The 24,095-nt window shown below is 70.8% G+C and carries 24 protein-coding genes; 13 read left to right on the top strand and 11 right to left on the bottom strand.

The annotated features are described in order from the left end of the window. Positions 1-42: 42 nt before the first annotated feature. Positions 43-1,101: a tRNA (adenosine(37)-N6)-threonylcarbamoyltransferase complex transferase subunit TsaD gene (gene tsaD, locus D1648_RS09885; RefSeq protein WP_122941258.1), complete on the bottom strand. Its 1,059-nt coding sequence runs from the start codon at positions 1,099-1,101 to the stop codon at positions 43-45. Further along, positions 1,098-1,961 (bottom strand): M23 family metallopeptidase, encoded by an 864-nt coding sequence (locus D1648_RS09880; RefSeq protein WP_241155436.1) that lies wholly within the window; start codon positions 1,959-1,961, stop codon positions 1,098-1,100. Before D1648_RS09880 ends, tsaD begins: the two co-directional genes overlap by 4 nt. Positions 1,962-2,323: 362 nt before the next feature. Here D1648_RS09880 and D1648_RS09875 point away from each other — a divergent pair, with 362 nt between their 5' ends. The 5 genes from D1648_RS09875 to D1648_RS18495 all read left to right on the top strand — a co-directional run bounded on the left by D1648_RS09875 (position 2,324) and on the right by D1648_RS18495 (position 9,175). Further along, positions 2,324-3,136 (top strand): response regulator transcription factor, encoded by an 813-nt coding sequence (locus D1648_RS09875; RefSeq protein WP_122941256.1) that lies wholly within the window; start codon positions 2,324-2,326, stop codon positions 3,134-3,136. Then, complete coding sequence (locus D1648_RS09870; RefSeq protein ID WP_370239788.1) at positions 3,133-4,242, top strand: ATP-binding protein; 1,110 nt, start codon at positions 3,133-3,135, stop codon at positions 4,240-4,242. Before D1648_RS09875 ends, D1648_RS09870 begins: the two co-directional genes overlap by 4 nt. 123 nt (positions 4,243-4,365) lie before the next feature. Continuing rightward, on the top strand, positions 4,366-8,235 hold the full coding sequence (locus tag D1648_RS09865) for a multifunctional oxoglutarate decarboxylase/oxoglutarate dehydrogenase thiamine pyrophosphate-binding subunit/dihydrolipoyllysine-residue succinyltransferase subunit (protein WP_122941254.1): 3,870 nt from the start codon (positions 4,366-4,368) through the stop codon (positions 8,233-8,235). Between the two features lie 80 nt (positions 8,236-8,315). Further along, positions 8,316-8,960, top strand: coding sequence for a GDSL-type esterase/lipase family protein (locus D1648_RS09860; RefSeq protein WP_122941252.1), 645 nt, complete (start codon positions 8,316-8,318; stop codon positions 8,958-8,960). Between the two features lie 140 nt (positions 8,961-9,100). Then, entirely contained in the window at positions 9,101-9,175 is a 75-nt protein-coding gene (locus D1648_RS18495) for a 50S ribosomal protein bL37 (RefSeq protein ID WP_369801468.1), read from the top strand. 114 nt (positions 9,176-9,289) lie between these two features. Here D1648_RS18495 and rsrA read toward each other — a convergent pair whose 3' ends face one another. Next, a complete protein-coding gene (gene rsrA / locus D1648_RS09855; protein ID WP_122941250.1) occupies positions 9,290-9,631 on the bottom strand; it encodes a mycothiol system anti-sigma-R factor in 342 nt (113 codons plus the stop codon). Continuing rightward, complete coding sequence (locus tag D1648_RS09850) at positions 9,628-10,329, bottom strand: sigma-70 family RNA polymerase sigma factor (RefSeq protein WP_122941248.1); 702 nt, start codon at positions 10,327-10,329, stop codon at positions 9,628-9,630. The genes rsrA and D1648_RS09850 overlap by 4 nt, the downstream gene beginning before the upstream one ends. Positions 10,330-10,589: 260 nt before the next feature. On the opposite strand from D1648_RS09850, the gene D1648_RS09845 reads away from it, so the two are divergent. From D1648_RS09845 to D1648_RS09820, 6 genes are all read left to right on the top strand, one after another. Then, the gene (locus tag D1648_RS09845; RefSeq protein ID WP_122941245.1) at positions 10,590-11,156 is read left to right on the top strand and encodes a hypothetical protein; all 567 of its coding nucleotides are present in this window, start codon (positions 10,590-10,592) and stop codon (positions 11,154-11,156) included. A 5-nt stretch (positions 11,157-11,161) separates the two neighbouring features. Next, on the top strand, positions 11,162-12,487 hold the full coding sequence (gene aroA, locus D1648_RS09840) for a 3-phosphoshikimate 1-carboxyvinyltransferase (protein WP_122941243.1): 1,326 nt from the start codon (positions 11,162-11,164) through the stop codon (positions 12,485-12,487). Between the two features lie 58 nt (positions 12,488-12,545). After that, positions 12,546-13,616, top strand: coding sequence for a ribosome small subunit-dependent GTPase A (rsgA, locus tag D1648_RS09835; RefSeq protein ID WP_164518673.1), 1,071 nt, complete (start codon positions 12,546-12,548; stop codon positions 13,614-13,616). Positions 13,617-13,700: 84 nt separating this feature from the next. Next, a complete protein-coding gene (gene hisN, locus D1648_RS09830) occupies positions 13,701-14,495 on the top strand; it encodes a histidinol-phosphatase (protein WP_122941241.1) in 795 nt (264 codons plus the stop codon). A 184-nt stretch (positions 14,496-14,679) separates the two neighbouring features. Beyond that, positions 14,680-15,900, top strand: coding sequence for a pyrophosphate--fructose-6-phosphate 1-phosphotransferase (locus tag D1648_RS09825; RefSeq protein ID WP_122941239.1), 1,221 nt, complete (start codon positions 14,680-14,682; stop codon positions 15,898-15,900). 31 nt (positions 15,901-15,931) lie between these two features. Then, entirely contained in the window at positions 15,932-16,795 is an 864-nt protein-coding gene (locus D1648_RS09820) for a C2 family cysteine protease (protein WP_241155435.1), read from the top strand. A gap of 111 nt (positions 16,796-16,906) precedes the next feature. On the opposite strand, the gene D1648_RS09815 is transcribed toward D1648_RS09820, so the two are convergent. The 4 genes from D1648_RS09815 to D1648_RS09800 form a co-directional block, all read right to left on the bottom strand. After that, on the bottom strand, positions 16,907-17,533 hold the full coding sequence (locus D1648_RS09815) for an SGNH/GDSL hydrolase family protein (protein WP_122941237.1): 627 nt from the start codon (positions 17,531-17,533) through the stop codon (positions 16,907-16,909). Between the two features lie 188 nt (positions 17,534-17,721). Next, positions 17,722-18,027 carry a type II toxin-antitoxin system RelE/ParE family toxin gene (locus D1648_RS09810; RefSeq protein ID WP_122941235.1) on the bottom strand — a complete coding sequence of 102 codons (306 nt, stop codon included), beginning with the start codon at positions 18,025-18,027 and terminating at the stop codon, positions 17,722-17,724. Continuing rightward, a complete protein-coding gene (locus tag D1648_RS09805) occupies positions 18,024-18,257 on the bottom strand; it encodes a type II toxin-antitoxin system ParD family antitoxin (protein WP_122941233.1) in 234 nt (77 codons plus the stop codon). The genes D1648_RS09810 and D1648_RS09805 overlap by 4 nt, the downstream gene beginning before the upstream one ends. Before the next feature lie 182 nt (positions 18,258-18,439). Then, entirely contained in the window at positions 18,440-19,159 is a 720-nt protein-coding gene (locus D1648_RS09800) for a hypothetical protein (protein WP_126281988.1), read from the bottom strand. Between the two features lie 33 nt (positions 19,160-19,192). Here D1648_RS09800 and D1648_RS09795 point away from each other — a divergent pair, with 33 nt between their 5' ends. Then, positions 19,193-20,047, top strand: coding sequence for a hypothetical protein (locus D1648_RS09795; protein WP_126281987.1), 855 nt, complete (start codon positions 19,193-19,195; stop codon positions 20,045-20,047). A 136-nt stretch (positions 20,048-20,183) separates the two neighbouring features. Continuing rightward, positions 20,184-20,672, top strand: a complete 489-nt coding sequence (locus D1648_RS09790; RefSeq protein ID WP_122941226.1) for a hypothetical protein — start codon at positions 20,184-20,186, stop codon at positions 20,670-20,672. Between the two features lie 1,851 nt (positions 20,673-22,523). On the opposite strand, the gene D1648_RS09785 is transcribed toward D1648_RS09790, so the two are convergent. The 3 genes from D1648_RS09785 to D1648_RS09775 all read right to left on the bottom strand — a co-directional run bounded on the left by D1648_RS09785 (position 22,524) and on the right by D1648_RS09775 (position 24,050). Beyond that, entirely contained in the window at positions 22,524-22,757 is a 234-nt protein-coding gene (locus D1648_RS09785) for a hypothetical protein (RefSeq protein WP_122941224.1), read from the bottom strand. After that, on the bottom strand, positions 22,754-23,455 hold the full coding sequence (locus D1648_RS09780) for a hypothetical protein (protein WP_122941222.1): 702 nt from the start codon (positions 23,453-23,455) through the stop codon (positions 22,754-22,756). The genes D1648_RS09785 and D1648_RS09780 overlap by 4 nt, the downstream gene beginning before the upstream one ends. Positions 23,456-23,597: 142 nt before the next feature. Next, positions 23,598-24,050 carry a hypothetical protein gene (locus D1648_RS09775; protein WP_126281986.1) on the bottom strand — a complete coding sequence of 151 codons (453 nt, stop codon included), beginning with the start codon at positions 24,048-24,050 and terminating at the stop codon, positions 23,598-23,600. Positions 24,051-24,095 lie beyond the last annotated feature (45 nt).

Raw genomic sequence — 24,095 nt, 5'->3', positions numbered from 1 at the left:
AGGCCGGGCGCGGGGCCCGGAGCGCCGGGTGTGAGAGGGACCTCACCGCGGCAGCGGGAGCTGGGCCCCGTGGAGCACGGCCGAGGGGTCCGCGGCGATGGACAGCCCGCTGGGCTCGGCGCCGGAGCGCACCAGCAGGTCCCCGACCGCGGCGATCATCGCCCCGTTGTCGGTGCACAGCCGTGGCGGCGGGATGCGCAGCTCGATCCCCGCCGCATCGCAGCGCTCCTGGGCGACGGCGCGCAGACGCGCGTTCGCGGCGACGCCGCCGACGATGACGAGGGTGTCCAGGCCACGCTCCTGCACGGCCCGCACAGCCTTGGCGACCAGCACGTCCACGACGGACTGCTCGAAGGAGGCGGCGATGTCCGCGACGGGCACGGGCTCGCCGGCGCGCTCGAGGCTCTCCACGGTGCGGGCGACCGACGTCTTCAGCCCGGAGAAGGAGAAGGTGAAGGGCGCATCGCCCGGCCGCAGCATCGCGCGCGGGAAGGCGAAGGCGGCGGGGTCCCCGTCCGCAGCGGCGCGGGAGATCGCCGGACCGCCGGGGTAGCCGAGGCCGAGCAGGCGGGACACCTTGTCGAAGGCCTCCCCCGCGGCGTCGTCGAGGGTGTCGCCGAGGTGCTCGATCGGATCGCGCACGAGGTCGCCGACGGCGAGGATCGAGGTGTGCCCGCCGGAGACGATCAGCACGATCGAGCGCTCGGGCAGAGGCCCGTGCTCGAGGGTGTCGGCGGCGGCATGGCCGGCGAGGTGGTGCACCCCGTACAGCGGCCGGTCCAGCGCCCAGGCGATGGACTTCGCGGCGGCGAGCCCCACGTGGACGGCGGTGGCGAGGCCCGGCCCGGAGGTCGCGGCGACGTGGGTGATGTCGCGGGCTTCGACGCCCGCGTCCTCGAGCGCGATCTGCAGGGTGGGCACGACGGCCTCGAGGTGCGCGCGGGCCGCGATCTCGGGGACGACCCCGCCGAACATGGCGTGCTGGGCGGCGCTCGAGGCGAGGCCCTGGCCCAGCAGGACGCCGTCGGAGACGATCCCGAAGCCGGTCTCGTCGCAGGAGGACTCGACCCCGAGGACGACGGGCGCGCCGGAGGCGGTCACCGCAGCAGCGACATCGGGTCGGAGTAGTTGCCGGCCTCGTCCATCTTCGCGAAGTGCAGATGGCAGCCGGTGGAGCGCCCGGTGGACCCGACGTAGCCGATGACGTCGCCCTGGGAGACCTTCGCGCCGACGGAGGTGTTGAAGCCCTGGAGGTGGTAGTAGCCCGTGATGACCCCGTTGCCGTGGTCGATCTTCACCCGGTTGCCGGAGGCGTGGTGGTACTCGACGGCGACGACGGTGCCGGACTTCGCGGCCTTCGCCGGGGCACCGCACGCGGCACCGAAGTCGACGCCGTCATGGCCCTTGTAGTAGCCGAGCACAGGGTGGACGCGGCCGCCGTAGCCGGAGGTGATGGGGCCGGAGGCGGGACGGATGTAGCCGGAGTCGCTCGACCCGGCGTCGGCGCTCTCGCCGTCCTCGGCGCCGGCCTGCTCCTCGGTGGCGACGGGCTCGGGCTCGGGCACGGAGACCTCGATGCCGGTGCCTTCGGAGTCCCCTGCCTCCTCGGCGGGGGCGGTGCGCTCCTCGGAGCGGCTCGCGGCCTCTCCGTCGGAGCGCTCCTCGAGGGCGGCCTCGGTCGCGCCGGGCAGCTCGACGGGGGCGATCGCGGCAGCTGCCTCCGCGGCGGCGGCCTGCGGGGCGGCGGGCTCCTGGGCGGCCTGGGCGAGGGAGTCGGTCGGAGCGGACTCGTCGATGCCCGCGGCGGCGGCGGCGAGGGGGGCGGCGATGGTGGCGGTGGCGAGGACGCCGAGCACACCGACCTTCACAGCGCTCGCGGGGAGCGCGGCGTCACGATGGGTCCCTCCGACCGCACGGTGCTTGCGCACCGTGGCGCGTCCGTCAGCGCGATGATTCGCCACCTGTGTCCCTCTTCCGTTGCGACTGCAAGTCTCGTCCGTGTGCGTTCCTGGCACGGTGCTGTCCCGTGCGCGACGCCGGACGGGGAAGTACGCGTCGCCGAACAACCTCGAACAACCTAGGCCCAGGTCACGACGCCGAGCGAGCCACGCGGTCGGGTCATTGCCAAGTTTTTGCCGATCTGGCAGAAAGGTGGGGAGGTCTTGACGGGAGCGCCCGGCGCGCGAGGGGATGCGTCACGTCGGGACGTTCCCCGCGCCCCCGCCGCCGTCGTTCGCAGGGCCCGGTCGCCCGCCGACGCCGCCCGCCGTGGCCCGACGCCCGCCTCCGACGCCGTTCAGGGCCCGCCGTCTACAGTGACCCCATGTCGACCCCGGACCGCAGCACATCCGCCGACTCCTCGCCCGTGCGCGTGGTGGTGATCGAGGACGAGCCCACGATCACCCGCGCGATCGCCGACCGGCTCACCGCGGAGGGCTGGGAGGTCGCCACCGCCCTGGACGGCCCCTCGGGAGTGCGCACCGTCGCCGAGGTGCGCCCGGACCTCGTGGTGCTCGACGTGATGCTGCCCGGCTTCGACGGCCTCGAGGTGTGCCGCCGCATCCAGGCCGATGAGCCGGTGCCCGTGCTCATGCTCACCGCCCGCGACGACGAGACCGACATGCTCGTGGGCCTCGGCGTCGGCGCCGACGACTACATGACCAAGCCCTTCTCGATCCGCGAGCTCGTCGCCCGTCTCAAGGCGCTGCTGCGCCGGGTGCGGCGCGCCGGGCCGCCCGCGCCCGGCGAGGCCGAGAAGCAGGAGGCGCTGCAGTTCGGCGACCTCGTCATCGACCGGGCCGGCCGCCGCGTGATGCGCGCCGGCGTGCCCGCCCACCTCACCCCCACCGAGTTCGACCTGCTGCTGTGCCTGGCCAATGCGCCCGGCACCGTGCTCACCCGCGAGCAGCTCCTCGCGGACGTGTGGGACTGGGTCGACGCGACCGGAACCCGCACGGTCGACTCCCATGTCAAGGCGCTGCGGCGCAAGCTCGGCGCGGACCTCGTGCGCACCGTGCACGGGGTGGGCTACGCGCTCGAGGTCCCGGAGGATCCGGAGGAGGGCGCCCCCGCCCGGGAGCCGGCACCGTACGACCTCCACTCGATGCCCACCCCGGACGAGCCGACCGCCCCATGAGCCCGATGCGCGGTGGGGACGGCGAGGACGGCGGCGCGCCCGCCCGACGCCGCGTCCCCGATCGGCTCGATGTGCGCCCCCTGGACCGCTTCCGCTCCTTCAAGGTCAAGCTCGGGATCCTGGTGGGCGTGAGCGTGACGGTCGCGGCGCTGCTGACCCAGGTGAGCATCCGCGCCGGCATCGAACCGCTGCTGTCCCTGCCGCTGGTCGTGATCGCAGCACTCGTGTCGACCCAGCTGCTCGCCCGCGGGATGACCTCGCCGCTGCGGCAGATGACCGCGGCCGCCCGGGCGATGGCCCGCGGCGACTACAGCGGGCCGGTGCGCGCCACGAGCCGCGACGAGGTGGGGCAGCTGGCCGAGGCGTTCTCCGCCATGGCCGCCGAGCTCGAGCAGACCGACCGCACCCGCCGGGACCTCGTCGCGAACGTCTCCCACGAGCTGCGCACCCCGGTCGCGGGTCTGCGCGCGCAGCTGGAGAACCTCGTCGACGGGGTCACCGAGCCCGATCCCGCCGCGCTCGAGGTCGCGCTCACCGAGACGGAGCGGCTCTCCCAGCTGGTCGACCATCTGCTGGACCTCTCCCGGCTCGACGCGGGGGTGGTCGAGCTCGACCTCGAGGAGGTCGAGCTCACCCCCTTCCTCCACGAGGTCGTCGACGCCGCCGCGCTCGCCGCGGGCGGCCGGGACGTGCGCTGGATCGTGGACGTCGACCCGCCGGACCTCGCCGTCGACGTCGACGCCGCCCGCCTGCATCAGGTGATCCACAACCTGCTGGAGAACGCCGCGCGCCACTCCCCCGCCGGCGGGCGGATCCACATCAGCGCCGCCCGCACGAGCGCGGACGACGGCGTGCACATCGACGTGCACGACGAGGGCCCGGGCATCGCGCGCGAGGACCGCGAGCGCGTCTTCGAGCGCTTCCAGCGCGGCGGCGCCGCGGACTCCTCCGGCGGGACGGGCCTGGGGCTCGCCATCGCCCGCTGGGCGGTGGGACTGCACGGCGGGACGATCGAGGTGCTCGACGACCCTCGCAGCGCCGCCGCGAGCGAGGGCCGCTCCTCGCTCATCCGGGTGGTCCTCCCCGACGTCGGCCGGAAGGCGTGATGTCCCCCACCACCGTCGCTCCGTGCCGCCCACGACCTGCGCCGCGGCGCACGTCGGCCCGCCCGGCCCGTTACGCTGGGTCCATCCGTATCTCTCGATTGTGAGAAGGCTGGCGATCTCAGAGTGTCACAGCAGACACAGGACTCCGATTCCGCGGAGTTCGGTCCGAATCAGTGGCTCGTGGACGTGCTCCGCGAGCAGTGGCGGGAGGACCCCTCGAGCGTCGATCCCAGCTGGGCGGAGCACTTCGCCTCCACCAGCTCGGCAGGCGCCGAGAGCCCCGGGACGACCGGGCCCGGCACCGAGACCTCCGGGACGGCGACGGCGCCGTCCACGGCTTCGGAGGCCTCCGCCCCCGCTCCGTCCTCCGCCCCCGACGGGCCCTCCGCCGAGGACCGGCCCGCCGCACCTGCCGACGCGGCCCCCGCCGCGTCCTCCCCCGATCCCGCACCGACCGCCCCCGCGGCCGCTGCTCCCTCCCCGGCCGCGCCGTCGGCCGCCTCGTCGCCCGCGAAGGAATCCCCTGCCGTGAACGCATCCTCCGAGTCCGCCTCCCCGAGGACGCCGTCGGTCTCCACGACCTCCGACCGCCCCGCCAAGGTCCCCACCACCACTGCGCAGATCCCCGCGGTCGAGCTGCGCGAGCCCGAGGCCGTCAAGCTGCGCGGCCCCGCCGCCGCCGTCGTGCGGAACATGGACGAGTCCCTGGGCGTCCCCACCGCGACCTCGGTGCGCGACGTGCCGGTCAAGCTCCTGTTCGACAACCGGCTGGTGATCAACAACCATCTCAAGCGCCATCGAGCGGGCAAGGTCTCCTTCACCCACCTCATCGGCTGGGCGATGGTCGAGGCGGTCACCGAGATCACCGACATGAACAACGGCTTCGACCTCGACGAGAAGGGCAAGCCCCTCCTCATGAAGCGCGAGGACGTCAACTTCGGCCTCGCGATCGACATGCCCCGCCCCGACGGCTCCCGCGGCCTCGTCGTGCCGAACATCAAGGCCGCGCAGCGCTTCGACTTCCACGGCTTCTGGAAGGCCTACGAGGAGGTCGTGAAGAAGGCCCGCAGCGGCAAGCTGACGATGGACGACTTCACCGGCACCACCGTCTCCCTGACGAACCCCGGCGGCATCGGCACCGTCCACTCGATCCCCCGCCTCATGCAGGGCCAGGGCGTGATCGTCGGCGTCGGCGCGATGGACTACCCCGCCCAGTTCCAGGGCGCGAGCCCCGCGACCCTCGCCGAGCTCGCGGTCTCGAAGGTCATGACCCTGACCTCGACCTACGACCACCGCATCATCCAGGGCGCCGCCTCGGGCGAGTTCCTCAAGCGGATGGCGGACAAGCTGCTGGGCAAGGACGGGTTCTACGACCGGGTCTTCGCCGCGCTGCGCCTGCCCTACCAGCCGGTGCGCTGGGTGCCGGACAACCCCTTCCGCCACACCACCTCGGAGCGCCTGGCCCGGGTGATGGACCTGATCCACTCCTTCCGCGTGCGCGGGCACCTCATGGCGGACACCGATCCGCTCCAGTACAAGGTGCGCAACCACCCGGATCTCGACGTGGAGACCTACGGCCTCACGCTGTGGGACCTCGACCGCACCTTCCCGACCCGGGGCCTCGGCGGCAAGGAGCACATGACCCTGCGGGACATTCTCGGGGTGCTGCGCGACGCGTACTGCCGCACCATCGGCGTGGAGTACATGCACATCTCCGATCCGGCCGAGCGCGCCTGGATCCAGCAGAAGATGGAGACTCCGCGCGAGCCCTTCGACAAGGCCGAGCTGACCCACATCATGGATCGCCTCAACGCCGCCGAGGCGTTCGAGACCTTCCTCCAGACGAAGTTCGTCGGCCAGAAGCGCTTCTCCCTCGAGGGCGGCGAGGCGGTCATCCCGATGCTCGACACCGTGCTGCACGGCGCCGCGCACGAGGGCCTGGACGAGGTGTGCATCGGCATGAGCCACCGCGGCCGGCTCAACGTGCTCTCGAACCTCGCCGGCAAGAGCTACGGCCAGATCTTCCAGGAGTTCGAGGGCAACTACGGCCAGAAGCTCGGCTCCGGCGACGTGAAGTACCACCTGGGCACCGAGGGCGAGTACACCTCGCACGACGGGAAGTCCACGAAGGTCTACCTCGCCGCGAACCCCTCGCACCTCGAGGCGGTCAACCCCGTCCTCGAGGGCATCGTGCGCGCCAAGCAGGACCGTCTCGAGCGACCCGAGGACTTCCCGGTGCTGCCGGTGCTGGTCCACGGCGACGCTGCCTTCGCCGGCCAGGGCGTGGTGACCGAGACGCTGAACCTCTCCGAGCTGCGCGGCTACCGCACCGGCGGCACGATCCACGTGATCATCAACAACCAGATCGGCTTCACGACGCTGCCGGACTCCTCGCGCTCGTCCTTCTACTCCACGGACGTCGCGAAGTCGACGCAGCTGCCGATCTTCCACGTCAACGGCGACGACCCGGAGGCCTGCGTACGGGTCGCCGAGATCGCCTTCGAGTTCCGCCAGAAGTTCCACCGCGACGTGGTGATCGACATGGTCTGCTACCGCCGACGGGGCCACAACGAGGGCGACGACCCCTCGATGACGCAGCCGGAGATGTACAAGCTGATCGGCGAGAAGGCCTCCACCCGCAAGCAGTACATGGAGGCGCTCATCGAGCGCGGCGACCTGACCGAGGAGGAGACCGAGGGCCTGGTGCGCAACTTCCAGGAGCACCTCGACGAGGCCTTCGCCTCGATCCGCTCCGACGCCGCCGGCGGCGCCTCCACCGATGCGAACGTCCAGGGCCTGGACCTGCCCGCCGCGCAGCGCGGCGGCTCCGCGCCGGCCGCGGCCACCACCGCCGTGGACCGCGCCGTGATCGAGCGGATCGGCCAGGCGCATGCGGAGATCCCCGAGTCCTTCGAGGTCCACCCCAAGCTGCGCCAGGTCCTCGAGCGCCGCACCCAGATGTCCTCCCAGGGCGGGGTCGACTGGGCCTACGGCGAGCTGCTCGCCTTCGGATCCCTGCTCATGGAGGGCCATCGGGTGCGCCTGGCCGGCCAGGACTCGCGCCGCGGCACCTTCGTGCAGCGCCACAGCGTGCTCATCGACCACGAGAACGGCGACACCTGGACCCCGCTGTCCTATCTCTCCGACGACCAGGCCCGCTTCAACGTCTACGACTCCTCCCTCTCGGAGTTCGCGGCGCTGGGCTTCGAGTACGGCTACTCCGTGGAGAGCCCGAACTCGCTGGTGCTGTGGGAGGCGCAGTTCGGCGACTTCGTCAACGGCGCCCAGACGATCATCGACGAGTTCGTCTCCGCCTCCGAGCAGAAGTGGGGCCAGAACTCGAGCGTGGTCATGCTGCTGCCCCACGGCTACGAGGGCCAGGGGCCCGACCACTCGTCCGCCCGCATCGAGCGCTTCCTGCAGCTGTGCGCGGAGGACAACATGCGCGTTGCCGCGCCGTCGACCCCGGCGAGCTACTTCCACCTGCTGCGCAAGCAGGCGCTGACCGAACCGCGCAAGCCGCTGATCGTGTTCACGCCCAAGTCGATGCTGCGCAACAAGGCCGCTGTCAGTGCGGTCGAGGACTTCACCAGCGGGACCTTCGAGCCGGTGCTGCCGGACACGACGGTGGACCCCGCCGGGGTGCGCCGGGTGCTGCTGGCCTCGGGCAAGGTGTACTGGGACCTCGTGGCCCGGCGCGAGAAGCTCGGCGCGACGAGCACCGCGATCGTGCGCGTCGAGCAGCTCTACCCGCTTCCCGAGGACGAGCTGCGCACCGTGCTGGACGCCTATCCCGACGCCCCGCTGACCTGGGTGCAGGAGGAGCCGCAGAACCAGGGCGCCTGGGGCTTCATGGCGATGAACTTCCCCGTCGAGGTGGGGCGCACTCTGCGGGTCGTGGCCCGTGCCGCTTCCGCCTCGCCCGCGACGGGGTCGACCTCCACCCACAAGGTCGAGCAGGAGGACCTGCTGGACCGGGCCTTCCAGGCCTGAGCGCGTGCGGGCCGCGGGTTCGCCCCGCGGCCCGTGCCGCCGTTAGAGTTGATCGATCCCGTCCACTTCAGGAGGTCCCGGTGCAGACCGTGCCCACTTCGCCCGTCCCGGATCCGGGCTCCCGCATCCGGATCATCGCGCTCGGCGACGAGCTCCTCGCCGGTGTCGGCGACGCTCGCGCGCTGGGCTGGCTGGGCCGGGCCGTGGCCAGCGAGCAGGGCGCGGAGTGCCGGATCGACGTGTTCTCCGCGGCGCTGCCCGGAGAGACCTCGGCCGAGCTCGCCGACCGCTGGGACGACGACGTCAAGCGCCGGTTCTCCGAGCAGGGCCGGGCCGACGGCTCGATCGACCACCGCGTCGTGCTCGCGATGGGCCGGGCCGACGTCGAGCAGGGCATCTCCCTGGCCCGTTCCCGCCTGAACCTCGCCAAGATCCTCGACGGACTCGAGCGGCTGCGCATCCCCGCCTTCGTGGTGGGGCCCGCGCCGAGCCGCGATCCGGGGACGACCGCCGGGGTGCGGGAGCTGTCGGGAGCCTTCGAGGACGTCTGCGGGCGGCGCCGGATCCCCTACGTCGACACCGTCGGCGGGCTCATCGGCCATGACCAGTGGGAGAGCGATCTGGCACGGTCGGCGGGAGACCATCCCGGCCAGACCGGTTACGGGCTCATCGCCTGGCTCGTGCTGCACAGCGGCTTCGGCTCCTGGCTCGGCACCTCCGACTGACCCGAGGCCGGGCGCTCCTCGTCCCGCCGGCCGGGTGACCTCGGCCTCAGCCGCCGCAGTGCGGCCCTCGCAGGGCACGGGCTCGAGGTGGGGTGTGGCAGAATCGGATGGTCGTATCCGGGCGAAGGAAGGAGAGCGTGATGAGCAAGCGAGGACGCAAGCGCAAGGCTCGCCGCAAGAACAGCGCGAATCGCGGCAAGCGCCCCAACAGCTGACCGCGCCGTCGCCTCGAGCGACGCGACGAAGGGCCCCTCCCGCGGGAGGGGCCCTTCGTCATGCGCGGTGCGAGGACGTGCACCGCGGCCGTCGCGCGGGGCGACCGGCGCGGGTCACTCCGGCGGGAGGGTGCGCCGCGTGGTCGTCGAGCGCGTGACCTGGACGGTGGACCCGTCGGGCCCGGTGCGGGTGACCGTGACGGTGCGGCACTGCACCGCGATCCGCTCACGCAGGTCCGAGGGGGCGCGGTCGGCGCAGCTGCGGCGCACGAGCTCCTTCATGCGGCGCACCAGCTCCCACTCGTCCGCGCACTCGGGGCAGTCGTCGGTATGGCGGCGCATCCGCTCGACGGTCTCGCGGGGCAGCTCACCGTCCAGGGCTTCCTCGAGTCCGAAGCGCATGTCGCGCGCATCCTGCGCCGCGCGCTCGCGGCGGGTGCTCTCGTGCTCGGTCATCGGTCCTCCTCCCGGTCCGCGGTGCCGGTGCCGGTCTCGTCGGCGGCGTCCCCCGCCGGGGTCGGCGCACGCAGGAAGCCCGTGCGCTGGGCGTAGTCGGTGAGCTTCTCCCGCAGCTGGCGGCGACCGCGGTGGAGGCGCGACATCACGGTGCCGATCGGCGTGTCCATGATCTCGGCGATCTCCTTGTAGGCGAAGCCCTCGACGTCGGCGAGGTAGACCGCCATCCGGTAGTCCTCGCGCAGCTCGGACAGCGCGTCCTTGACCGCGGAGTCCGGGAGATGGTCGAGCGCCTCCGCCTCGGCCGAGCGCAGTCCCGTGCTCGAGTGGCTGGAGACCTCCGCGAGCTGCCAGTCCTCGACCGTGTCGGTCCAGGACTCCTTGGGGCGGCGCTGCTTCTTGCGATAGGTCGAGATGAAGCTGTTGGTCATGATGCGGTACAGCCACGCCCGCATGTTCGTGCCCGGGGTGAAGCGGTCCTGGGCTCGGAAGGCCTTGACGAAGGTGTCCTGGACGAGGTCCTCGGCGTCGTGGGGGTTGCGGGTCATCCGCAGCGCGCCGCCGTAGAGCGAGTCCAGGTGCGAGAGCGCCTCGGTCTCGAAGTCGAAGTCCTGCGCCGCACCGGGCTGCTCGGCGGGCGTCTGCTCCGCCGGGGACAGGCCGGTCTCGTGGCCAGGAGTGGGCTGTGTCTGGGTCATCGTCCTCAAACCTACGCCACCCGGGGGCACGAGTGTGCGGTCGCGCAGTGCAGCGGTCATGCTCCGCTCCCTCCCCGGCTCTCGCCGGCGTCAGCGACCCTCCGCGTCGGCGTCCCGACGGGGCGCGGACCCTCGCCGCGCCGACCGTCCCAACGCGATGCACATGGCGGATGTTCCCCGAGCGGTAGTGTGGGGCTCGGTGATCTGCCAGACAGAGAGGTCACCGGACCGTCGACACCCGCTCAGAACGTGAGGACACCATGGCCCTGGTCCGCCGGATCGCACGACCGCTGCTCGCCGCCCCCTTCGTCTTCGAGGGCGTGCGCACCGCGCTCCATCCCGAGCGCGAGATCGACGTCTACCCGCAGGCCTTCGACGCCGTCGACTCGGCCCTGGCGAAGAGCTCCGCGCCCGGCTTCGTCGACACCCGCGCCGTGATCCGCGCCGCCGGCGCGGTCGCCGCGGGTGCCGGCCTGCTGTACGCGACCAATCGCGCTCCCCGCGCCGCTGCGGCGACGCTGCTGGTGACCACCTCCGTCGGCTGGGCCGGCCGGAAGAGGGTCTGGGAGCTGCGCGGCGAGGAGCTCGTCGCGGAGGTCCAGTCGATCCTCACCGATGCCGGCCTGCTCGGCGGCGTGCTGCTGGCCGTCGTCGACCACGACGGCCGCCCCTCGCTCGGCTACCGGGCGAGCAAGTTCGTCGAGCGCAGCCAGAAGAAGGCCGCGCAGCGGCAGCGGGAGCTCGAGAAGAAGGCCGGGAAGCTGGAGAAGAAGGCGAAGGGCGCCGCCGACTCCGCGCAGAAGCAGCTCAGCAGCCAGCTCGGTTGAGTCCGATGACGTCCGAGGTGCTGTGGAACGCACCGGTCGCCGACCAGCCGGTCGACGCGCTGGTGCGGGTGCCGGGCTCGAAGTCGCTCACGGCGCGCTGGATGCTGCTGGCCGCCGCGGCGGAGGAGCCGTCCTCGCTGCGGGGCGCGCTGGTCTCGCGTGACACGCGGCTGATGCGCGACGCGCTCGAACGGCTCGGTGCGGCGCTCGAGGTGCGCGACGGGGTGCTGCACGTGTCCCCGATCCCGCCGGCCTGCGAGCACCCCGCCGAGCCGGTCGAGATCCACACGGGCCTGGCCGGCACGGTGATGCGCTTCGTGCCGCTGCTGGCGGCGCTGCGCCACGGCGACGTGCGCTTCACCGGCGACGACGCCGCGCTCGCACGTCCCATGGACGCGGTCGTGCAGGTGCTGCGCGGCCAGGGCGTCGAGGTCACGGAGCACGGCGAGCCGGGCCGGCTGCCGCTGACCGTGCACGGCACCGGCACGCTGCGCGGCGGGAGGGTGGAGGTCGACGCCTCCGCCTCGAGCCAGTTCATCTCCAACGTGCTGCTGGTCGCGGCGCGCGCCGAGCAGGACCTCGAGCTCGTGCACGTCGGGGAGCAGCTGCCCTCCCTGCCGCACATCGACATGACCCTCGAGACCCTGCGCCGCGCGGGGGTCGAGGCCTCCCATGCGCTGGATGCGGAGGGCCGCCACACGTGGCGGGTCGCGCGCGGCCCGATCCGTCCCCTCGAGGTCGTCGTCGAGCCGGACCTGTCCAATGCCGGGCCGTTCCTGGCGGCGGCGCTGGCCACGGCCGGCACGATCGCGGTGGACGACTGGCCGGAGTCGACCACCCAGCCCGGCGACGCCTACCGTGAGCTGCTCGCGCGGATGGGTGCGGAGGTCTGGCGGGAGGACGAGGCCGTGTGCGTGCACGGCACCGGCGCGATCCGCGGGATCGAGGCGGACCTGTCCGCGACAGGGGAGCTCGCGCCCACGATCGCGGCGCTCTGCGCGCTGGCCGGCTCCCCCTCCCGGCTCACCGGCATCGGACACCTGCGCGGTCACGAGACCGACCGGCTGAAGGCGCTGGCGACCGAGCTGACGAAGATCGGTGCGGTCACCGAGGAGCTCGAGGACGGGCTCGTGATCAGCCCGGGCGAGCTGCACGGCGCGGTCTTCGAGAGCTACGAGGACCACCGCATGGCCACGGCCGGTGCGATCATCGGCCTGAAGGTGCCGGGCGTGCAGGTGGTCGACATCGGCACGACGCAGAAGACCCTGCCCGACTTCGTGGGGATGTGGCTGTCGATGCTGCATCCCGAGCCGGCGGAGGGCGAGGAGTGAGCCCGGTGCCGCGCGGGCCCGGGAGGGCCCGGGTCCTGCGCGGCGGAGGGGGCACCTCGTGGTGAGGCGGTCAGTGCGGGACTTCGACGAGTCCGACGTGCGCGTGCGTCCCAACCGGCGCGGCTCGCGGCCTCGAACGAAGGACCGTCCCAAGCACGAGGACGCGGTCACGGCGCGGGTCGTGGCAGTCGACCGCGGCCGCTGGCGGACCGTCGTCGCCGAGGGCACCGCGCAGCAGCGCGCGGTGACCGCGATGCGGGCCCGTGAGCTGGGCCGCTCCCCCGTCGTCCCCGGCGACCTGGTGGGCCTGGTCGGAGACGTCTCAGGACGCGACGGCACCCTCGCCCGCATCGTGCGGATCCAGGAGCGCAGCTCCTTCCTGCGCCGCAGCGCCGACGACGACGACGCGACCGAGCGGCCGCTGGTCGCGAACGTGGACCTCATGGTCATGGTGACGGCGCTGGCCGATCCCGAGCCGCGCGGCGGCATGATCGACCGCTGCCTGGTCGCCGCCTATGTCGCAGGGGTCGAGGCGCTGCTGGTGCTGACGAAGGCGGACCTGCGCTCTCCCGAGGAGTTCCTGGCCGCCTACGCCCCGCTCGGCCTCGAGCACGTGGTGACCCGGCGCGAGAGCCCCGCGGAGTCGGAGGATCCCGCGCGGCCGGGGGTCGTCGGCCTCGAGGAGCTGCGCGAGCGGCTCTCGGGCCGGATCAGCGTGCTCGTCGGCCATTCGGGGGTGGGCAAGTCGACGCTGCTGAACGCGCTCGTGCCGGGGACGGACCGTGCGACCGGCCAGGTCAACGACGTCACCGGCCGGGGCCGGCACACCTCCTCGTCGGCCCTCGCCCTGCAGCTGCCGGGCGACGACGGCTGGGTGATCGACACGCCGGGGGTGCGCTCCTTCGGCCTCGGGCACGTGGACCCCGAGCAGCTGCTGGACGCCTTCGCGGACCTCGCGGACCTCGCCGAGGAGTGCCCGCGCGGCTGCACCCATCTCGAGGACGCCCCCGACTGCGCCCTCGACGAGCTGGTGGAGCAGGGACGGGCCGGCACGGCGGGGCCGACACGCCTGGCCTCGTACCGGCGCCTCGCCGAGGTGCTGCGCCGCAACGACCCCTGGGACGTCTGAGCCACGGCGGCCGACGGGCGCGACCCGGGCGGCGGGCGCGGTCAATCCCGCGCCCCCGGGGTGCGGGACTTTATCGTGGAGTCCATGTCCAGCCGCTATGCCGATGACCTGCGCCTCGCCCATGTGCTCGCCGACGCCGTGGACCAGCTGACCGCCTCCCGGTTCAAGGCGCAGGACCTCGAGGTCTCCACCAAGCCCGATCTCACCGAGGTCACCGATGCGGACACCGCCGCCGAGCAGCTGGTGCGCTCCCAGCTCTCGCGCGCCCGCTCGCGGGACCAGGTGATCGGCGAGGAGTTCGGCAGCACCGGCGCCTCGCCGCGCCAGTGGGTGATCGACCCGATCGACGGCACCAGCAACTTCGTGCGCGGCGTGCCGGTGTGGGGCACGCTGATCGGGCTGATCGAGGACGGCCGGCCCGTGGTGGGCCTCGTCTCCGCGCCGGCGCTCGGACGGCGCTGGTGGGGCGGGGAGGACGCCGGCGCCTGGACCGGCTCGCGGCTGAGCAGCGCGACCCGTCTGCAGGTCTCCTCCGTCCCCACCATCGAGGAGGCCTCGCTGTCCTACTCCTCCCTGGACGGCTGGGCCGAGACCGACCGCCTGCCGCAGATGCTCAATCTCATGCAGCGCTTCTGGCGCACCCGCGCCTACGGCGACTTCTGGTCCTACATGCTGGTCGCCGAGGGCGCGGTCGACGTCGCCTGCGAGCCCGAGCTGAACCTCCACGACATGGTCGCGCTGGTGCCGATCGTCACCGAGGCCGGGGGCCGCTTCACCTCCCTGGACGGCGAGCCCGGGCCCTTCGGCGGCAACGCGGTGGCGACGAACTCGCTGCTGCACGAGGAGGTGCTGGAGGCGCTCGCCCAGCGCGAGAGCTGAGCCCGGGGCGGCGCCCGCGACGCGCCGGAGCGGGCAGGGCGGCCGCGCTTCGTCCCCGCGTCCCAGCAGGGCCTGCGCGTCGGCGTCGACGGCGCGGTCTCGGTACGATGAGCAGAACCCAGCGTCGCAGGATCGACCCTGTCCTCCTGCGCGCCCGTTCCCGGACTCTCGGAGGTTCCGCCCTATGACCGTCAAGCGCGTCGCACTTCTCACCGCCGGGGGCTACGCCCCGTGCCTCTCCTCCGCCGTCGGCGGCCTGATCGAGCGCTACACCGAACTGGTGCCGGACGTCGAGATCATCGCCTACAAGCACGGCTACTGGGGCCTGCTCTCCGGTGAGTACTTCGTCGTGGACGACGAGGTGCGTGCGAAGGCCGGTCTGCTGCACGACTTCGGCGGCTCCCCCATCGGCAACTCCCGCGTGAAGCTCACCAACACGAAGGACCTCGTCAAGCGCGGCCTGATCGCCGAGGGCGAGAACGCCCTCGAGGTCGCCGCGAACAAGCTCAAGGCCGACGGCGTGGACGTGCTGCACACCATCGGCGGCGACGACACCAACACCACCGCCGCCGACCTCGCCGCGTACCTGCACGAGCACGGCCACGAGATGCAGGTCGTGGGCCTTCCCAAGACCATCGACAACGACATCGTGCCGATCCGCCAGTCGCTCGGCGCGAAGTCCGCCGCGGAGCAGACCAGCATCTTCGCGCAGAACATCATCGCCGAGCACGGCTCGAACCCGAAGATGCTGATCATCCACGAGATCATGGGCCGCGCCTGCGGGTACCTCACTGCGCAGGCGGCCGAGTACTACCAGGACTGGCACTCCACGCAGCAGTGGCTGCCCGGCATCGGCCACAAGGCCGAGCGCTGGGACGTCCACGCCGTGTTCCTGCCCGAGCTGAAGCTCGACATCGAGGCGGAGGCCGCGCGCCTGAAGAAGGTCATGGACGAGGCCGGCTGCGTGAACATCTTCCTGTCCGAGGGCGCGGGCATCCCCGAGATCATCGCCGAGATGCAGGAGCGCGGCGAGGAGCCGGAGAAGGACCCCTTCGGCCACGTCAAGATCGACACGATCAACCCCGGCCAGTGGTTCGCGAAGCAGTTCGCGGAGAAGCTCGGCGCCGAGAAGGTCATGGTCCAGAAGTCCGGCTACTTCTCCCGCTCCGCGAAGGCGAACCCCGAGGACATCCGTCTGATCAAGTCGATGACGGACTACGCGGTGCAGGTCGCCCTCGAGGGCGGCTCGGGCCTGATCGGACACGACGAGGAGCGCGGGGACGTGCTGCGCGCCGTCGAGTTCGACCGCGTCGCCGGGCACAAGGCCTTCGACATCTCCCAGCCCTGGTTCGCGGAGGTCATGGAGCGCACCGGGCAGAAGATCGTCCCGGCCGAGGCGCACTGAGCGTCCCGATGACCGACGGGCGGAGGGCCTCGTGAGCAGCTCCCGCCCGCGCGTGCGCACCTGGCGCCGCACCCTGCGCGCGCTCGCCCCGTCGGGGCGGGCGCGCGTTGCGCGTTCCGGGACGGCCGGCGCGCTCGGCAGATCGCCCCACGAGCCTCTCAGGGCCGACGCGGCGGCGGCCGACGGCGCGGCCTCGCACGGGACGGTGCTGCACCTCTCCCCCGGCCCGCACGCCGTCGCCCTCGCCCTGGACCGCGGACCCCTCGCACCGGACGTGCTGCGCCGGCCGCGGCAGGGCCGGCTCGGGGACTGCTGGCTGATGGCGCCGATGCTCGCCCTCCACGAAACGGCGCCCGAGCGGCTGCGCGCCCTGGTGGGCGCCGAGGAGGACGGCCTCGTCCCCGTGCGTCTGCCGGGCGTGGACGGCCCGCTGCTGGTGGACAGACGCCTGCCCGTCGACGAGCGCGGCGTGTTCCAGCACGCCCGGCGCGACGGCGCGAACCCCGGCTGGGCGGGCGTGCTCGAGAAGGCGATCGCCGGGCATGTCGCGGGCGGCTACGGGATGCTGCAGCGCGGCATCGCCCGCTTCGGCCTCGAGCTGCTCACGGGCGAGCGGGTGCGCACCCGGCTGCGGCTCCCCGATGCCGCGCAGATCCTCGCCTGGAGGGCCGAGGGACGGGCGCTGTGCGCCTCCACCCATCCGCTGAGCCCTCGCGTGGGCACGGTCGCCGGGCCGCTGCCGCCCAACCACGTCTTCGCCCTCGTCGGCGCTGATGCGCGCAGCGGGCACGTGCACCTGCGCAATCCGGTGCGGCCCGCGGAGGTGGTGGTGCTCGATGCGCGCTCGTTCCGGCGCGGGTTCCTCTCCGCCGACATCAGCGCGCCGCTGCGGTGACGGTCCCGGATGCTCCCTGGTCCGGGAGGCTCGACGATCTGCGGTGCTCACCGGTCCCGGGCGCTCGCCGGGGGCGGCTCCGGCACTGTGCGCGCTCTGCGGGGTGGAGGCTCAGGGGCGAACGGCGTCGAGCCAGGCGTCGGCGATGGCGCGATGCCCGATCGGGGTGGGATGCACGCCGTCCTCGGCGAACCGCTCGGGAGGCATCCCTGTGGCGAGCACGCCGGCGAGGAGCTGCTCGAGGTCGACGAGGGTGTGGCCGTGCTCCAGGGCGAGGCGACGGATGATCGCGACCTTCGGATCGAGATCGTCGTGGATCCGGCGCACGTCCTCGTCGACGTCCGCGACGAAGGGCACCACCAGGGTCACCGCGGTCCCCGGCAGGTGCTCGGCGATCTGGTCGAGCATCCACCGATAGTCCCGTTCGAAGGACTCCTCGTCCACGTGCTCGTCGCGCCCCGTCGTGTAGTGCCAGGAGTCGTTCACGCCGATGTAGACCGTCACCAGGTCCGGGGCGAGGCCGAGGCAGTCCTGCTCGAAGCGGGCCACGAGGTCGGCGGCCTTGTGCCCGCTGATGCCGCGGTTCAGGACCGTCGTGTCGGGTTCGCGAGCACGGAGCTCCTCGGCCAACATTCGCACGTAGCCGTGGCCGAGGCCGTCCGGGTCCTCCCGTCGGCCGCAGTCGGTGATCGAGTCGCCGATGAACAGGAGGATGCGGGGCGCGGTGGACGTGCTCATGGTGCTCATGGTGCCAGGGACGGCTCGCGGCACTCGAGCTCGCCGCGCCCGGCATCGGGGCCGGTCTGTCGAGCGGCGCTCTCCGCGCCGTGAGGAGCCAGCAGCGCGCGAAGCCGTAGGCCTACCCGAAAGCTGCATGGATCGACGTCTCCAGTGTGCCCGTCGACCCGATTCCAGCGGACACCTGATCATGCATCAGTCCCCCAGAGATGCCGAGTGGGATCCATACGCTGATGCAGGATTCTCACGATGACGACAGCGTCTTCGCGCACGATATAGAAGAGCAGGTGGGAGCCGATCCCGTAGCGGCGGTACCCCGTACGAACCTCGTCCGCGGGTCGCCCTCGAGCGGGGTCCTCCGCGACGCGCTCAGCCGCGGCGTGGAGCTCGAGAACGTAGGTTTCCGCCTGTGCCGCGTTCCAGCGCTCCTCGGTGAGGTCCCAGATCTCCGAGAGGTCGTCACGTGCGCCGGGCGTGAAGAGCAGAGTGCTCAACGTTTCTTGCCGGCGACGAAGGAGTCGATGTCCAGCACCTCGGGCGCGCCGCTCTCTTCGCCGGCCACGAGCGCCGAGCGCAGTGCGCGCATCTGCGACTCGTGGTCCTCGAGAAGGCGCAGGCCCGCGCGGATCACCTCACTGGAGGTGCGATAGCGGCCCGAGGCGACCTCCTCGGCGAGGAAGCCTGCGTAGTGATCGTCGAGACTGATGGAGGTGTTCTGAGCCATGCGGCAAGATTACCAACTATTGGTATCTCGTCCGAGGTGAGGATCCTTCGGCCTCGACTGCCTCTGTTCCGCTCGACGGTCTTGACCAGAGGGGGTCGGTGCACTCGACCTTCCGGGGCTGCTGACCTCGCAGGTCGCCGGGGAGACCACGAGCGTCGCTGCGGTCCCTCCGGCGGCCTTGGCTACCCCAACGTGATGGTCGGGCACCTCGTCATCGCCGAGTCTGTTGAGGACGAGGCACTCACGAGGTGCTGCAGAGAGGCCGTCAGCGCCGCACGGATAGCGTCAGGGCCGGTCGAGAGGTCGACCTGCCGCACTGCGATGGGTAGGCGGTCGATCTCGACGTCGAGGTCGCGGCCTGTGGATCCTTGGATGAGCGCGCCGAGCAGCACTGCTCGGGTCGCCCCTTCGAACTCGCCGCGGAAGTCGGAGGCGTAGGAGACGAGCTGGCGGACGTAGTCGGGCTTGATCATCGTCTTGCCCTGGTGGCGGGTGAAGACGGGGGCGAACTTGCACTCCACGATGACCTGCTGCCGATGGCCGCGGATCACCACGTCGGCGTTGAGGTGCGGCAGGAACGCGAGATCGGCAGGATCCCCGGCAGCCGGCCACGGACGCCGCTCGGCCGCGACGGCGTAGCCGAGAGGTCCGAGATGGTGCCGGTAGAACCCGCGCACCACCTGCTCGAAGAGCCGGCGCAGTGCGCACTCGTCCCGCAGGGTCCTCGGCAGCTCGGCCTCGCCCGGGGCGTGCTCGGGCGCGCACATGTCCCGCACCAGAGCGCCGAGCGTCAGCAGGGTGCTGTCCTCGGCATCGAAGTGGCCGAACTGCTCCTTGGAGAGCTCGAGCTCTCTGTCACCGACGGCTCCAGGGAGGGTTCCTGGCTGCTCCGGGCGACGCACGGCACCCGCTTCGAAGTCTCGCCTGCCCGTGCGGTGAATCGCCTCGACGCGGGCTATGTCAGGAACGCCCTGGCCCGCCGGCGCGGGGCGCTCTTGGTGGGCGACTCGGCGACGCCGTCCATCGTTTCCCGCGCCGACGCGGGCGAGCTCGACATCCTCACCGCGCACCCCATCCGGCTGATCCATGAGGGCCGGACGTACACAGCCGGCGACCAGGCAGATCCCGCTCCCCGACCGCAGCCACGACATCGGGGACGACCGGCGTGGGTTCGCTGGGCACTCGAGCGTTATCTCCTGCTCGCCGAGACCCCGGCGCGCCAGAGTGACATCGCCGCACCCCTTCACACCAGCCAGCAGGCAGTCTCCAGCGCACTGCGCCGCCTCGGGGACCTCGTGGTCGATTCCGGCGACGGTGTCATCGCCCGAGACCGGCGCGCCCTGCTCGAGCACTGGATCGACGACTACCCCGGTCCCGGCGGGCAGGAGTTCGGCTGGTACGGACTCGCCGATGCCCGAGAGCAGGCGGTCACGTCCTGCACCGTGACGGATTCGCTCGACCTGCAGCCGCTCGTCGGCGGCGACGTCGCTGCAGACATCATCGCGCCCTGGAAGCTCCCGACGAGCGCGCGCGTCTACGTACGTGAGCCCGTGGACCTGACAGGAGACGGCTTCGCCCCGGCACCGCTCGACGAGGCCACCCTCGTCACCTGCGTGCCAAGGGACCCGACGCTCTGGCAGCTGACGAGCATTGGGCGCGCTGCCGGTGGTGGGGATGACCTGCCCCTCGCAGACCCGCTGATCGTGCTCTGGGACCTGCTCAGCAGCGCCGACATCGACAGCGAACCAGCTGCCCAGAAGCTCGCTGATGCGATCGTGGGTGCGAGGTGAGCCGGGACGAGGTAGTCCAGGTCCGAGCCCACGCGCGACGAACCATGCGGATTCGCTCGGCCTGCCCGGGCTGGCCGCTATCGCGCAGGCAGCACCCGACGCCGGGTACTGCATCATCGGCGGCTACATGGTGCGCATGCTTCAGCTCGCCTACCCGATACCCGGGGCTGTGCTCCGATCGACGCGCGACGCCGATGCGGCTGTCGAGAGCGTGGAGGTCATCGGCCCCCTCGCCCAGCATCTGCTGACACATGACTTCGAGAAGAAGGGCGGGAACCTCTTCACCAAGCCGGCCGGTAGCGGCCAGGAGATCGAGATCAACGTCTTGATGCCCCGCACCGACAGCTCACGCGGCATCCGACCGAAGGACGTCCCTGGTCTCGGACAGGTCGATACGCTGCCCGAGCTCACCTTGGCGCTGTCAGGGCCCGGGCTGGTGCTGGATGTGTCTGCGGAGCTGCTGGATGGCACCCCCATCGAGTTCCGCACGCGGGTCCCGCGACTCGACGTGGCCGTCGTGCTGAAGGCACACAGCTGGAAGGCCCGCGGCCTCTCAGACCCCAGAGATCTCGCCGATCTGCACTCCCTGATGGAGATCCACCAAGCGCACCCCGATGCACCATGACGGCTCGATAAGGCCCCGCTGCGCGGCTACAGCCTGGACGGGGCGCGCCTTCTGCACGAGCTGGCGAGCACGCTCTCGAGAAGGTCCAGTCCGAGGCCCGTGCCCAGCCACGTGGAACGGCCCCGCATGGCCGCGTTGATCGCCCAGCACATCGCGAGGCCCTGACGGTCGCAGACCGGAGGGTGACTTGGTCGAGCTCGATCGGCTCGATCAGCGAGGGGTCGGCGCAATCGACCTTCCGGGCGTTGTTGACCTGGCGGTCCACCGCATCGGTCACAAGCGTCACGGCGACAACAGCGGCCGACATTGCTATAAACGCAGAACGCCGCCATGAAGCGCAAAGAAGGCTCCATGGCGGCATCGCGCCGAGTGATTGCAATTGTTCTGCCGCTTCATGTCAAAATGCATTGCGAGACTCCGCAGGGAGCGCCGATCACTAAGCGGCACCTAAGCCAAGAGTGATCACCAGACTCTATGTTCACCTCAGCCTTTGCCGCATTTCAAGAAGACGGAACCTCAATTGCTCTCGCTCGCCTACCCACTCCCATAAGAAGACTGACAACAGCGGCGACCACGCAGAGTTGGAACACCGGCAAGGAGCCACCTTCAACAACCCAGCCACGCCACCCCTCAAGGAACCCCTCCGGTGGCACATCCATCATCGAATACGCCATCACGATCGCAATCACACCAAGCACCGAGTATCCAAGACGAACACAAGCACGAGCCCCGGGACTATAGCGACTAGCAAGTATCACGATCACCGCAACACACAGCGCACTTGAGGCCACGATTGATAATGAGGAAAGGATGGGCAGTCGCGGTTCAGTGACCGCTACAACCGTGTTGTTTAGATCATAGACAGCCCCAGATTTGCTTCCGGAAGCCTGGATCGAGCCGACCCCAACGAGAAGACAGTTCACAATCGCGATTGCTGCCCCTGCAAGGAATCCTAGTATCATTCTCATCCCACGCCACCGCCTCGCCGATACAACACGACTGGGAGTACTCCCATCAAGTCCTCATCTTGCATGTGATACTCGCAACGCCCCCACCGCTGTCATACCAGCCACACCCACTCGTGGCGTTCTTCACGCGTTCGTGCGTTAGGTTCCCGACCTGACCAGCACCGGTAACATTTTTCCCAATCTCAACAAAGCCAGGAGCCGGGTAGTATGTCCTAATGTACTGATCTACCGAAACCCCCAAAGTAACTTGCACTGACCCTCCGCTAATAGCGGGACGAGTGCCGCTATCGATTTCAGCCCCCGACGCGAGTCGGGCATCATTCGCGTAAGTATACGTTGCCGCCTGAGCAGATACGGAAGGTCCCAGAATGAGGATTGCCGTTGCCAACGCGGCGGCAATCACTGGAATCTTCTTCCAGACAGGAGTCACAGACATGCGCTTTTCAGTCACGACTAGGTTCACTCCTCAATATCAAGGGGGGCAAACTCGAAGGTCGAGCCATCGCCTCTCGAAAGTAGAATGCGTGCGGCCTCCGCGAGAGGGCTCACGGACGTCGCAGGTGATCCGAATCCTGGGTCGTCACCGGCACCCGATTCTCGTCAGAACAAGGCCTTACCAGGCCATTCTACGCGGGTAGGCGACGTTCCGAACAGCTGTCGTCCGGGTGTTGTTGGGTGGTGGGACTGCGCCGGCGCGGGGTTCCGGACCACAAGTCGGCGACGGGCCGCCGGAGCACAGAGGTCACGGCCCTATGACGAGTCTGCTCGCCATAACGGCTTGCTATGGCGAGCAGACTCTCCATAGAAGAGAGGAGTGGTCGTGGCCGAGGACATCGAGCCCCGGCTGGACGCGCTGAGGCGCGCCTGAGCGAGCGAGCCGCCCTCAGAGGGTCTCGACGGACGCCGTCTTCGGTAGGTCGTTGACGGTCTGGCTCGAGCTGAGCATGAGGCTCACGCAGCCGGGGTATCGCTTCTCATGCGACAGCGGGGAGTCGTTGTCCTCGATCCACTGGACAATGCCCTCGTAGACGGTGCCGCGGTGCTCGAAGCGGACGCTGCCCGCGCTCTGCATGGACCGGATGTCGCCGGCCTGGATGGTGCGCCCTGCGGGGATCATGCTCGCTCCTCGGTGCTCGTGGTGGTGGGGGCCGAGACGCCGGAGGGCGACTCGTGGAGCCAGATCGCACGGTCGAGCGCCCGGACCTCGACGCCGAGCTCCGCCGCAGCAGCGGTGAGCAGCTGGGTCGCTCGAGACACCGAGACCTGCCTGCCGAGTACGCGCCTGAGGAAGCCGCGGATCATGACGTCCGGCTTCGTCAGCGAGCCGACGCCGGCGTTCATGAGCAGGTACTGCCAGGAGAGCGGGCCCAGACCCGTCACGCGGGTCCAGGCGCGGCGTGCGTCGTCATCCTCAGCGTGCTCGCGCAGCTGCTCCGCGGTCGTGATGCTCAGTTGCTCGAGGTTCCCGAGCGCCTCGTAGATCCCCTCGGCGCGCAGGCGCTTCGTCCCCGGCAGCTTCGAGTGGTTTTGCGTGACGTCGCCCGAGAAGCTCACCGGTCCACCGGCAGCGTCGATGACGGCGCGCAGGTCGGGGCCCGAGTCCTTCTCGGGATCAGCGCCGGCCGCGGCGCGGTGGTCGCGGTAGTGCCGGAGCACCCGGCGCACGGACGGCGTCCCGGCACGGAGACTGTGGACGGAGTTGAGGGCGCACAGCGCCAGGGAGTCGCGCATCTCCACCGGCGCGCCCCAGGTGTTGGGGTCGCCGAGGTCGGTGCGCACGGCGTCGAGGACGCGCTGCAGCTGATCGTCGGTCATGGCGGAAAGATACTGGACAGAGGGGACATTCGGGCGAGGATCCGTCGGAAGAGATCACCGGGTCAGGCTCCGAGGTATTCGACCTCCGCGAGGAGCGCGGCGGGCTCCCCACCACGAGCGACAGGTCGCACAGGAGGGAGGCTTAGCGCTCGAAATGCACCCCCTGAGGGGCAACGCTATCGACGGCCTGCTCCGGCTGCGCCTTGGAACCTCGCCGCCTGCTGCTGAACGACAGCACCGACGCGACGAGCACAAGAGCTGCTCCGGCTGGCGCGGCGATTGCCACACCACGGATGCCACCGCTCCCGAAGAGGAGGCCAGAGCCGAAGATGAGCACGTCAAGACCCATCACCACAAGAGCCACCGCTGAGAGCACGACGAGGACCCCTGGGCGGCTGCTGCCGAAGGCTCCCAAGAGCGAGCAGAGGAGGATCACGGCGAGCAGCACTCCGGCCACGATGGGCAAGGGATCGCCGTACCCGAAGATCAGCGGGGAGAACCATGAGACTCTCTCCACGAAGACCTCTGAGCTCACCGGCGAGGCCATGAACTCAACCTTGTAGGTGGGCAGCACAGCGACGACGAAGGCGATCACGCAGCCCGCGAGAGCTAACCAGTCGAGACCACGGGTTCTCATCTG

The organism is Brachybacterium sp. EE-P12, assembly GCF_003711805.1.
Taxonomy (GTDB): domain Bacteria; phylum Actinomycetota; class Actinomycetes; order Actinomycetales; family Dermabacteraceae; genus Brachybacterium.
Note: the sequence above shows the minus strand (reverse complement) of the source record. Positions and strands in the feature narration are given on the sequence as shown.